The following is an 11,515-nucleotide window of genomic DNA, read 5'->3' on the forward strand; positions in this document are numbered from 1 at the left end:
CCGCGTCTTCGACACCGCCCCCGTACGCCGTGCGCAGGGGCCGATCCTACTGCGCGCGCCGATGAAGTTCGTTCACGGGGTCGGAACCCTTCCACGGAGCGGCTTCTGAGTCCCCGTCGACGGGCCGCCGCAGCACACGGTTGCCGTGGGGGGTAAGGTGTCGCCGCGCCAACTCTCGTTCGGGCCGTGACAGTTCCGGTACCCGTCGAGACGAGGTCGCAGCCTTGCCGACACAGCCAACGAGGGGGAGAGGGCCGGTGAGCACAAACGCAGCGACCGGTTTCTGCCGGGTCACCGTAGTGGCACCGGACAGCCGGATCGACGTCGCCCTGCCGGAGGACGTCCCGCTCGCCGACATCTACCCCGAGGTGCTGCGGCTCTCCGGGCAGACCCAGGTGGACGGCACGCCGACCGGGTTCCACCTGGTCCGGCGGGACGGCACCGTGCTCGACAGCGGCCTGCCGCTGATCGCCCAGCAGGTCCGCGACGGCGACCTGCTGAGCCTGCGGCCGTTCGCGGAGTCACTGCCGCCGGCCGTCTACGACGACGTCGCCGACGCGATCGCCTCCGCGGTCGCCGCCGACCGCCGGTTCTGGAGCCCCGACCTGATGCGGGCCTTCGGCCTGATCGCCGGCACGGTGCTGCTCGTCCTGCTGGCCTTCGCGCTCTGGTTCTCCGACCTGCGGCACGACATGTACGGCCTGCCGGGGATCCTGTCCGGCGTCACCGCCGTGGTCCTGGTGACCTACGCCGGCGTGCGGGCCCGGGTCTACGACGACCACGCCGCCGCGCTCGCGCTCGGCCTCGGCGCGCTGCCGCACGCCATGCTGGCGGGCTCCGGCGTCATCGACGTCCCGCACGTCGGCGACGGACCGGGCCGGCTCCAGTTCCTGGTCGGCTGCGTCACCGTGCTGGTGGTCTCCGTCCTGCTGGTCGGCCTGCTGCCGGAGAAGGACTCGGTCTTCGTCGCCACGGCCTTCCTGGCCACTGCCGGCACCCTGGCCACCTTCGCCGCGGTGCTGCTCTCCGGCACCGCGATCACCGACATCGCCGCCGTCACCGGCGTCGCGGCGGTCGCCGTGATCGGCTTCCTGCCCGCGCTCTCCGCCCGCTTCGCCCGGCTCCCCGTCGGCTTCAGCGCCCCCGGCCAGACCCGCACCCGCGGCACCGCCTACGGCGAGGAGACCGACCGCGCCGAGACCGTCCAGTACGAGCGGATCGCCGCCCAGGCCCGCCGCGGCCACGAGGTGCTGGTCGGCCTGGTCGGCGGCGCCTCCGCCACCATCGTCGGCGCCTGCACCGTGCTCGGCTTCAGCGACCGCACCTTCGCCGAGCTGCTCGCCCTGGCGATCGGCGTGACGACCATGCTGCGCGCCCGGCTGTTCCGGTACACCGCGCAGGTCTTCGCGCTCACCATCGCGGGCCTGGCCGGCCTGTCGCTGCTGATCCTGGGCCTGTCCCTGCACACCCCGCTGCACCTGCTGACCTCCGGCGCCACCGGCGCCGACCTGCGCACGGTGTGGATGTCGGCCTCCATCGGGGCCGGCGCGGCGGTGATGGTCGCGATCGCGCTGATCGTGCCGCGCTCCGGGGTGTCGCCGTTCTGGGGCCGCATCCTGGACATGGTGGACAGCCTGATGCTGATCGCCCTGGTGCCGCTCGCGCTGGCCGTGCTGAACGTCTACAACATCATCCGCGGCGCGACCAGCTGAGCCGCGCTGGTATCGTAGGTCCGTCCGAGTCTTTTCAGAGCCTGTGTCGCCTACCAGGGTCGCTCGGCCAGTAACCGAAGGAGATGCCCGTGGCTCTCGCCGCTGACGTCAAGAAGCAGCTCATCGCCGAGTTCGGCCAGAAGGAGGGCGACACCGGCTCTCCCGAGGTTCAGGTGGCGATGCTCTCGCGCCGTATCTCGGACCTGACCGAGCACCTGAAGCTCCACAAGCACGACCACCACTCGCGCCGTGGCCTGCTGATCCTGGTCGGCCAGCGTCGCCGCCTGCTGCAGTACCTGGCCAAGAAGGACATCGAGCGCTTCCGTACCCTGGTGGACCGCCTCGGCATCCGCCGCGGTGCCGCCGGCGGCGCCCGCTGACTCCGCTCTTAGGGGCGGCTCCCCTGACCGGGGGAGCCGCCCTTCGGCGCATCCGCGCCACCCCGAAAACCACACCCTTCGGATGGACGCGAGCCGTAAAGCCGCGCTCGACGGGGTGTGAATTTGTAAGGTAAAGGGCATGCCCGCCCATGCGGGCAGCACGGCTTCACACGGAAGCCGCCCACACCGCAGGAGCGTCCACACGCCGACCGCCGCATGGCCGAGGCGCCGGTCCTCGGTAGTGGCCGCCGGGAGTCCCCGAGAAGACGGGGCCCGACCCGGTGGCTTCGATCGAAGACCGGCCCAGCTGCCCGGGCCGCAGGCAGGCAAGCGCTGGGACGCTCCTGGAAGACAGACGAAACAAAGAGGAGATCTTCCAGGTGGAAGAGAACGTTTTCTACGCCGAGGCCGTCATCGACAACGGCAGCTTCGGCACCCGCACCATCCGCTTCGAGACCGGCCGCCTGGCCCGCCAGGCGGCCGGTTCCGCCGTGGCGTACCTGGACGACGACACCATGGTGCTGTCGGCGACCAGCGCCTCGAAGCAGCCCAAGGAGCACTTCGACTTCTTCCCGCTGACGGTCGACGTCGAGGAGCGGATGTACGCCGCGGGCCGCATCCCCGGCTCGTTCTTCCGTCGCGAGGGCCGGCCCTCCGAGGACGCGATCCTCACCTGCCGCCTGATCGACCGCCCGCTGCGCCCGTCCTTCGTCAAGGGCCTGCGCAACGAGATCCAGGTCGTCGTGACCGTCATGGCGCTCAACCCCGACCACCTGTACGACGTGGTGGCCATCAACGCGGCCTCCGCCTCCACCCAGCTGGCCGGCCTGCCGTTCTCCGGCCCGATCGGCGGCGTCCGCGTCGCGCTGATCAAGGGCCAGTGGGTGGCGTTCCCGACCCACTCCGAGCTCGAGGACGCCGTCTTCGACATGGTCGTGGCCGGTCGCGTCCTGCCGGACGGCGACGTGGCGATCATGATGGTCGAGGCCGAGGCCACGACCAAGACCATCGCCCTGGTCGAGGGCGGCGCCGAGGCGCCCACCGAGGAGGTCGTCGCCGCCGGTCTGGAGGCCTCCAAGCCCTTCATCAAGGTGCTCTGCGCCGCCCAGGCCCAGCTCGCCAAGCAGGCCGCCAAGCCGACCGGCGAGTTCCCGCGCTTCCTGGAGTACCAGGACGACGTGCTGGCCGCGCTGACCTCCGCCGTCAAGGACGAGCTGGCCAAGGCGCTGACCATCGCCGGCAAGCAGGAGCGCCAGAACGAGCTGGACCGGATCAAGGGCGTCGCCGCCGACAAGCTGCTCCCGGAGTTCGAGGGCCGCGAGAAGGAGATCAGCGCCGCGTACAACGCGCTGACCAAGAAGATCGTCCGCGAGCGCGTCATCAAGGACAAGGTCCGCATCGACGGCCGCGGCGTCACCGACATCCGCACCCTGGCCGCCGAGGTCGAGGCGATCCCGCGGGTCCACGGCTCCGCCCTGTTCGAGCGCGGCGAGACCCAGATCCTGGGCGTCACCACGCTGAACATGCTGCGCATGGAGCAGCAGCTCGACACGCTCTCCCCGGAGACCCGTCGCCGCTACATGCACAACTACAACTTCCCGCCGTACTCGGTCGGCGAGACCGGCCGCGTCGGCTCCCCGAAGCGCCGCGAGATCGGCCACGGCGCGCTGGCCGAGCGGGCGATCCTGCCCGTCCTGCCGACCCGCGAGGAGTTCCCCTACGCGATCCGCCAGGTCTCCGAGGCGCTGGGCTCCAACGGCTCCACCTCGATGGGCTCGGTCTGCGCCTCGACCATGTCGCTGCTGAACGCCGGTGTGCCGCTGAAGGCCCCCGTCGCTGGCATCGCCATGGGCCTGATCTCGCAGGAGATCGACGGTGAGACCCACTACGTGACCCTCACCGACATCCTGGGCGCCGAGGACGCGTACGGCGACATGGACTTCAAGGTCGCCGGCACCCGCGGCTTCATCACCGCCCTGCAGCTCGACACCAAGCTCGACGGCATCCCGGCCTCGGTGCTGGCCGCCGCGCTGAAGCAGGCCCGCGACGCGCGCCTGCACATCCTCGACGTCATGAACGAGGCCATCGACTCGCCCGACGAGATGTCCCCGAACGCGCCGCGGATCATCACCATCAAGATCCCGGTGGACAAGATCGGCGAGGTCATCGGCCCCAAGGGCAAGATGATCAACCAGATCCAGGAGGACACCGGCGCCGAGATCACCATCGAGGACGACGGCACCATCTACATCGGTGCCGCCGACGGCCCGGCCGCCGAGGCCGCCCGCTCGACGATCAACCAGATCGCCAACCCGTCCATGCCGGAGGTCGGCGAGCGCTACCTGGGCACCGTGGTGAAGACCACCACCTTCGGCGCCTTCGTGTCGCTGATGCCGGGCAAGGACGGCCTGCTGCACATCTCGCAGATCCGCAAGCTGGCCGGTGGCAAGCGCGTGGAGAACGTCGAGGACGTGCTCGGCGTGGGCGCCAAGGTGCAGGTCGAGATCGCCGAGATCGACCCGCGCGGCAAGCTGTCGCTGATCCCGGTCATCGAGGGCGAGGAGGGCGGCGAGGCCGCCGCCGCCGAGTAATTCGCCAGAGCAACCGGTCAGGGGCGCGAGGCTCTGCTTGAGCCTCGTGCCCCTGACTCGTGCGTCAACCGACGGAGGTACCACCCCGTGGCCCAAATTCCGGCCGCGCGCCAGGCATCTGGCACCACCCGGACCCTGCTCAAGGGCGCCGACGGCGCGGGCACGGTCCGCCGCACCGTGCTCCCCGGCGGCCTGCGCGTCGTCACCGAGACCCTGCCCACGGTGCGCAGCGCCACCTTCGGCATCTGGGTCGGCGTCGGCTCCCGGGACGAGACCCCCGTCCTGAACGGGGCCACCCACTACCTGGAGCACCTGCTCTTCAAGGGCACCGCCCGGCGCGACGCCCTGGAGATCTCCGCCGCGCTGGACGCGGTCGGCGGCGAGATGAACGCCTTCACCGCGAAGGAGAACACCTGCTACTACGCGCGGGTGCTCGACACCGACCTGCCGCTGGCCATCGACGTGGTCTGCGACATGCTCACCGGCTCGCTGGTCCGGCCGGAGGACGTGGAGTCCGAGCGCGGCGTCATCCTCGAAGAGATGGCGATGGCGGAGGACGACCCGGGCGACGTGGTGCACGACCTGTTCGCCAAGGTGATCTTCGGTTCGGGCCCGCTCGGCCGCCCGATCCTGGGCACCCAGGAGACCGTCGGCGACCTGACCCGCGAGCAGATCGCGGGCTTCTACCACCGCCGCTACAAGCCGGAGAACCTGGTGGTCGCGGCGGCCGGCAACCTCGACCACGGCAAGGTGGTCAAGCTGGTCCAGAAGGCCTTCGAGCCGGTCCTGGCCAAGTCCACCGGCCACCCCGCCGAGGTCCGCCGCGGCGTCAAGGCGGTCCGCACCTCCGGCAAGGCCGCGGTGCTCAACCGCCCCACCGAGCAGGCCCACCTGGTGCTCGGCGTCCCCGGCGTGCCGCGCCACGACGAACGCCGCTGGGCGCTCGGCGTGCTCAACGCGGCGCTCGGCGGCGGCATGAGCTCCCGCCTGTTCCAGGAGGTCCGGGAGAAGCGCGGCCTGGCCTACTCCGTCTACTCCTACTCCTCCTCTTACTCCGACACCGGCCTGTTCGGCATCTACGCCGGCTGCCAGCCCAAGCGGGTCGAGGAAGTGCTGCGGATCTGCCGCGAGGAGCTCGCCCGGGTGGTCGCCGAGGGCATCACCGAGGAGGAGCTGAACCGCGCGATCGGCCAGATCTCCGGCTCCACCGTGCTCGGCATGGAGGACACCGGCTCGCTGATGAACCGGATCGGCAAGGCCGAACTCTCCTACGGCCACCACCTGTCGGTGGACGAGATGCTGGCCAAGATGGCCGCGGTGACCCTGGACGACGTGCACGCCGTCGCCCGTGATGTGCTGGGGGCGTACCGGCCCTCGCTCGCCCTGATCGGCCCGATCAACGACCGGCGGGCCGCCAAGCTCGCCGACCTGCTGGTCTGAGAGGACAACTGACATGACGCTGCGCGTCGCCGTGATCGGCGCCAAGGGCCGGATCGGCTCCGAGGCGGTCAAGGCCGTCGAGGCCGCCGAGGACATGGAGCTGGTCGCCGCGCTCGGCCGGGACTCGAAGCTGACCGAGCTGACCGACGCCGGGGTCGACGTCGCGGTCGAACTCACCCACCCCGACTCGGTGATGGGCAACCTCGACTACTGCCTGCACCACGGCATCCACGTGGTCACCGGCACCACCGGCTGGGACGACGTCCGGCTCGGCGAGGTCGAGGGCTGGCTGGCCGGGAACCCGGGCACCGGGCTGCTGATCGCGCCGAACTTCTCCATCGGCGCGATCCTCGGCATGAAGTTCTCGCAGGTCGCCGCGAAGTACTTCGAGTCCGTCGAGGTGGTCGAGCTGCACCACGACCGCAAGGCCGACGCCCCGTCCGGCACCGCCACCCGCACCGCCCAGCTGATCGCCGCGGCCCGCGCCGAGGCCGGTCTGCCCCCGCAGCAGGACCCCACCACCCACAGCCTCCCCGGCGCCCGCGGCGCCGACGTGGACGGCGTCCCGGTGCACGCGGTGCGGCTGCGCGGCCTGCTCGCGCACCAGCAGGTGATGTTCGGCGACACCGGCGAGACCCTGACGATCCGTCACGACTCGATGCACCACGCCAGCTTCATGCCCGGCATCCTGCTCGGCGTGCGGAAGATCGCCGACCACCCGGGCCTGACCTTCGGCCTGGAACACTTCCTGGACCTGTGACATGACCTCTCGCACCGGCTTCTTCGTGCTCTCCGGCGTCCTGCTGCTGGTCTCCCTGATCTGCGTCGGGGAGGGCGTCCAACTGGTCGCCACCGGCAAGCCGCTGGGCATCGGCATCGGCGTGTGCGCCTTCGTCATCCCGCTGATCGGGGTCTGGTTCCTCCGGCAGACCATCCGCTTCGGCCGGGCCAGCGAACGGCTCGCCCGCCAGCTGGAGGCCGAGGGCGGGCTGCCGGTCGACGAGCTCGTGCGCACCGGCGGCGGCCGGATCGACCGCGCCTCCGCCGACGCCGTGTTCAACCGCCGCAAGGCCGAGGCCGAGGCCGCCCCGACCGACTGGCGGAACTTCTTCCGCCTGGCCGTCGCCTACGCGGACGCGGGCGACGTGCCCCGCGCCCGCAAGGCGATGCAGCACGCCATCTCGCTGCATGACCGGGATGCCTCGGCCGCCGCCGTAGACTGACCCGTACTCTCCCCAGACCTCAGGACGTTTTCCATGCGCGCTGTCGAACCCCAGGTCCACCTCATCGCCCGCCCCGAGCTCGACTACGACGAGGTCGCGGCCTACCTGCAGGACGTCGGCGGCGAGAGCTGGCTGGAGCGCGTCGACCGCGGCGACCTGGACGACGCCCAGAACCTCGCCGAGTTCGCCGGCCGGATCTGCTACCGCTCCTGGAAGCCGGGCCTGAACCCGAACGTCACCAAGGTCCGCACCGACCAGGACGTCTACCTGAAGAACATCCTGGCCAGCGCGCACGGCTCGGTGCTGGAGCACGTCTCCTTCACCTTCGTCCTGCACAACGTCAGCCGCGTGGTCACCCACGAGCTGGTCCGCCACCGCGCGGGCGTCGCCGTCTCCCAGGAGTCGCTGCGCTTCGTCCGGCTCGACGACATCCCGTTCTGGTTCCCCGAGTGGGCGCAGGAGGACCTCGAGCTGATGACCCGGGCGACCAGCCTGATGAAGGAGATCGAGGGGTTCCAGCACTGGATGGCCGACCACTTCGGGCTGGACGAGGAGGGCGTGAAGTTCCACGAGAAGAAGGAGAAGACCTCCTTCATGCGCCGCTTCGCCCCCGAGGGCCTGGCCACCGGCCTGGTGTGGACCGCCAACGTGCGCACCCTGCGGCACGTGATCGAGAACCGCACCGCGCCCGGCGCGGAGGAGGAGATCCGGCTGCTGTTCGGCAAGATCGGCGAGCTGATGGTCAAGGAGGCCCCTTCGCTGTTCGGCGACTACACCGTCGAGGACGGCGCCTGGGTCCCCGGCTGGCGCAAGGTCTGACGCCCCGTCGGCTGCCCTGACCTGCACCGACCGGCAGATGGACGGACTGTCCGGCATGTCTGGATTGCGGCTTTCTCGGCCGCTCCATACGCTCAGGACACGGATTCCGGTGCTGCGTGAACCCCCGAGCGCGCAGCACCGGAATCCCATGTCAGGCCCGGCTCCAGGCGGTCCGGACTGTCCAAACCCTGGACCTGCGTGGCTACCGACCACCGCCCTACGAGTAGCTTTGGATTCATGGCTCCGACCTCCACACCGCAGACGCCCTTCGGCCGGGTCCTGACCGCGATGGTCACCCCCTTCACCCCCGAGGGCGCGCTCGACCTCGACGGCGCCCAGCGCCTCGCCGCCCACCTGGTGGACTCCGGCAACGACGGCCTGGTGCTCAACGGCACCACCGGCGAGTCGCCGACCACCACCGACGCGGAGAAGGCCCAACTGGTCCGGGCCGTGGTCGAGGCGGTCGGGGACCGCGCCCACGTGGTCACCGGCGTCGGCACCAACGACACCCACCACAGCGTGGAACTCGCCCGCCAGGCCCAGGCCGCCGGAGCCCACGGCCTGCTCGCGGTCACCCCGTACTACAGCAAGCCCCCGCAGGAGGGCCTGTACCGGCACACCGTCGCCATCGCCGACGCCACCGACCTGCCGGTCATGCTCTACGACATCCCCGGCCGCTCCGGCGTCGCGCTCGAACTCGACACCCTGGTCCGCCTCGGCGAGCACCCCCGGATCGTCGCCAACAAGGATGCCAAGGGCGACGTCGCCGCAGCCGCCTGGGCCATCGCCCGCTCCGGCCTCGCCTGGTACTCCGGCGACGACATCCTGACCCTGCCGCTGCTCTCGGTCGGAGCCGTCGGCGTGGTCAGCGTGGTCGGCCACGTCGTCGCCGCCGAACTGCGCACCATGGTCGACGCCTTCACCTCCGGCGACACCGCCAAGGCGCTCGCCGTCCACCAGGCCCTGCTCCCGGTGTACGCCGGAATGTTCCGCACCCAGGGAGTGATCCTCTCCAAGGCGGCGTTGAACCTGCAGGGGCACGCGGCCGGACCGCTGCGCCTGCCGCTGATCTCCGCCACGGACGCGGAGATCGCCCGGTTGAAGGAGGATCTCGCCGCCGGCGGGGTACACCTGTAACCAACAACAGACGTGCGCGCCCCCGGCTCGCCGGACCCGACCGGGTCCGCCGCTGGACCGGGACCGAAGGCGCGCGGCAATCGGCAGTCAGGTAACCACGATGGACGCACGCCATATGCCGCCGGGGGAGGAACCCCCCGGGCATATGGCGTGCGTCGTGAGGAGAGTCTTTTGAGCCACCCGCACCCCGAACTCGGCGCGCCCCCCGCACTCAAGGAGGGCGCCCTCCGCATCACTCCGCTCGGCGGTCTCGGCGAGATCGGCCGCAACATGACGGTCCTCGAGTACGGCGACCGGATCCTGATCATCGACTGCGGCGTGCTCTTCCCCGAGGACGAGCAGCCCGGCGTCGACCTGATCCTCCCGGACTTCACCTACATCCGGGACCGCCTCGACAAGATCGACGGCATCGTCCTGACCCACGGGCACGAGGACCACATCGGCGCCGTCCCGTACCTGCTCCGGGAGAATCCGGACATCCCGCTGATCGGCTCGAAGCTCACCCTCGCCCTGATCGAGGCCAAGCTCGCCGAGCACCGCATCCGTCCCTACGTCCTGGAGGTCACCGAGGGCGACCGCGAGCGGATCGGCCCCTTCGACTGCCAGTTCATCGCGGTCAACCACTCCATCCCGGACGCCCTCGCGGTCGCCGTCCGCACCCCCGCGGGCATGGTCGTCGCCACCGGCGACTTCAAGATGGACCAGCTCCCGCTGGACGGCCGGCTCACCGACCTGCCCACCTTCGCCAAGCTGGCCGAGGAAGGCATGGACCTGCTGCTGGTGGACTCCACCAACGCCGAGGTCCCGGGCTTCATCCCGCACGAGCGCGACATCTCCGCCGCGCTGCGCAACGTCTTCGCCAACGCGGACAAGCGCATCATCGTGGCCTCCTTCGCCAGCCACGTGCACCGCATCCAGCAGGTCCTGGACGCCGCGCACGAGTACAAGCGCAAGGTCGCCTTCGTCGGCCGCTCGATGGTCCGCAACATGGGCATCGCGCGCGAGCTCGGCTACCTGAAGGTCCCCGGCAACCTGATCGTCGACGTCAAGACCCTCGACGACCTTCCCGACAAGGAGGTGGTGCTGATCTGCACCGGCTCCCAGGGCGAGCCGATGGCCGCGCTGTCCCGGATGGCCAACCGCGACCACCAGATCCGCATCGTCGAGGGCGACACCGTCGTCCTCGCCTCCTCGCTGATCCCCGGCAACGAGAACGCCGTCTACCGCGTCATCAACGGCCTCACCCGCTGGGGCGCCAAGGTGGTCCACAAGGGCAACGCCAAGGTGCACGTCTCCGGCCACGCCTCGGCCGGCGAGCTGCTGTACTTCTTCAACATCTGCAAGCCGAGGAACCTGATGCCGGTCCACGGCGAATGGCGCCACCTGCGCGCCGCCGCCGACCTCGGCATCGCCACCGGCATTCCGCGCAACCGCGTGGTCATCGCCGAGGACGGCGTCTGCGTCGACCTCGAAAAGGGCGTCGCCCGCATCGTCGGCAAGGTCCAGGCCGGCTACGTGTACGTCGACGGCTCCTCGGTCGGCGACATCACCGAGGCCTCCCTGAAGGACCGTCGCATCCTCGGTGAGGAAGGCTTCATCTCGGTCTTCGTGGTGGTCGACTCCACCAACGGAAAGATCGTCAGCGGCCCGACCATCCAGGCCCGCGGCTCCGGCATCGAGGACGGCGCATTCGCCTCCGTCGCCGGCAAGCTGGAGGAGGCCCTGACCCGTTCCGCGAACGAGGGCGTCCTGGAAGTCCGTCAGGTGCAGCAGCTGGTCCGCCGCACCCTCGGCAAGTGGGTGGCAGACAACTACCGCCGCCGTCCGATGATCCTCCCGGTCGTCGTCGAGGTCTGAGCCTGATTTGACCTGGGGCAGCCCGGTGCGTAATGTTCTCCGGGTTGCCCCACGGTCGTGCGGCTTCGCTCCTGGATTCGAATTCGTTCGGATCGGGGCGGGGAAAACAGGCCGAGAAACTCTGGTAGAGTTCGGGAGCGCCGAAAGGAAAAGCCCGAAAGGGAAATCCCGAGGCGAAAGCGGATCAGGGAAAAGCGGAAACGCGGATCTGATAAGCTGGAAACACGAAAGAACGAAGCGCCCGGAAGGTCGGTCGGAAGCCCGCCTGAAGGAAGTGTCCGTTCCTTGAGAACTCAACAGCGTGCCAAAAGTCAACGCCAGATATGTTGACATCCCCGGCCTCGAAATTCTTCGGG

Annotated in this window: 9 protein-coding genes; all 9 read left to right on the forward strand. The window is 70.1% G+C overall.

Going from position 1 to position 11,515, the window contains the following annotated elements:
• Positions 1-257 precede the first annotated feature (257 nt).
• The 9 genes from eccD (at position 258) to ACWD4U_RS27715 (ending at position 11,159) form a co-directional block, all read left to right on the forward strand.
• Positions 258-1,712 carry a type VII secretion integral membrane protein EccD gene (eccD, locus tag ACWD4U_RS27675; protein WP_363458247.1) on the forward strand — a complete coding sequence of 485 codons (1,455 nt, stop codon included), beginning with the start codon at positions 258-260 and terminating at the stop codon, positions 1,710-1,712.
• An 89-nt stretch (positions 1,713-1,801) separates the two neighbouring features.
• Entirely contained in the window at positions 1,802-2,092 is a 291-nt protein-coding gene (gene rpsO, locus ACWD4U_RS27680) for a 30S ribosomal protein S15 (RefSeq protein WP_363458250.1), read from the forward strand.
• A gap of 380 nt (positions 2,093-2,472) precedes the next feature.
• Positions 2,473-4,683: a polyribonucleotide nucleotidyltransferase gene (locus tag ACWD4U_RS27685; protein ID WP_363458253.1), complete on the forward strand. Its 2,211-nt coding sequence runs from the start codon at positions 2,473-2,475 to the stop codon at positions 4,681-4,683.
• A gap of 87 nt (positions 4,684-4,770) precedes the next feature.
• Positions 4,771-6,123, forward strand: coding sequence for a M16 family metallopeptidase (locus ACWD4U_RS27690; RefSeq protein WP_363458256.1), 1,353 nt, complete (start codon positions 4,771-4,773; stop codon positions 6,121-6,123).
• Positions 6,124-6,136: 13 nt separating this feature from the next.
• Positions 6,137-6,883 (forward strand): 4-hydroxy-tetrahydrodipicolinate reductase, encoded by a 747-nt coding sequence (gene dapB / locus ACWD4U_RS27695; RefSeq protein WP_363458259.1) that lies wholly within the window; start codon positions 6,137-6,139, stop codon positions 6,881-6,883.
• A 1-nt stretch (position 6,884) separates the two neighbouring features.
• Positions 6,885-7,346, forward strand: coding sequence for a tetratricopeptide repeat protein (locus ACWD4U_RS27700; RefSeq protein ID WP_363458261.1), 462 nt, complete (start codon positions 6,885-6,887; stop codon positions 7,344-7,346).
• Positions 7,347-7,379: 33 nt separating this feature from the next.
• A complete protein-coding gene (gene thyX, locus ACWD4U_RS27705) occupies positions 7,380-8,165 on the forward strand; it encodes an FAD-dependent thymidylate synthase (RefSeq protein WP_363458264.1) in 786 nt (261 codons plus the stop codon).
• 237 nt (positions 8,166-8,402) lie between these two features.
• Complete coding sequence (gene dapA / locus ACWD4U_RS27710) at positions 8,403-9,302, forward strand: 4-hydroxy-tetrahydrodipicolinate synthase (protein WP_363458267.1); 900 nt, start codon at positions 8,403-8,405, stop codon at positions 9,300-9,302.
• A 171-nt stretch (positions 9,303-9,473) separates the two neighbouring features.
• Positions 9,474-11,159 (forward strand): ribonuclease J, encoded by a 1,686-nt coding sequence (locus tag ACWD4U_RS27715; RefSeq protein ID WP_363458270.1) that lies wholly within the window; start codon positions 9,474-9,476, stop codon positions 11,157-11,159.
• The last annotated feature ends 356 nt before the right edge of the window (positions 11,160-11,515 follow it).

This window comes from Kitasatospora sp. NPDC002522 (genome assembly GCF_053595195.1).

Excerpts from the sequence above, each read along its gene's own strand:
- dapB (WP_363458259.1), top strand. The coding sequence starts at position 6,137 with ATGACGCTGCGCGTCGCCGTGATCGGCGCCAAGGGCCGGATCGGCTCC.
- ACWD4U_RS27700 (WP_363458261.1), top strand. The coding sequence starts at position 6,885 with ATGACCTCTCGCACCGGCTTCTTCGTGCTCTCCGGCGTCCTGCTGCTG.
- dapA (WP_363458267.1), top strand. The coding sequence starts at position 8,403 with ATGGCTCCGACCTCCACACCGCAGACGCCCTTCGGCCGGGTCCTGACC.
- thyX (WP_363458264.1), top strand. The coding sequence starts at position 7,380 with ATGCGCGCTGTCGAACCCCAGGTCCACCTCATCGCCCGCCCCGAGCTC.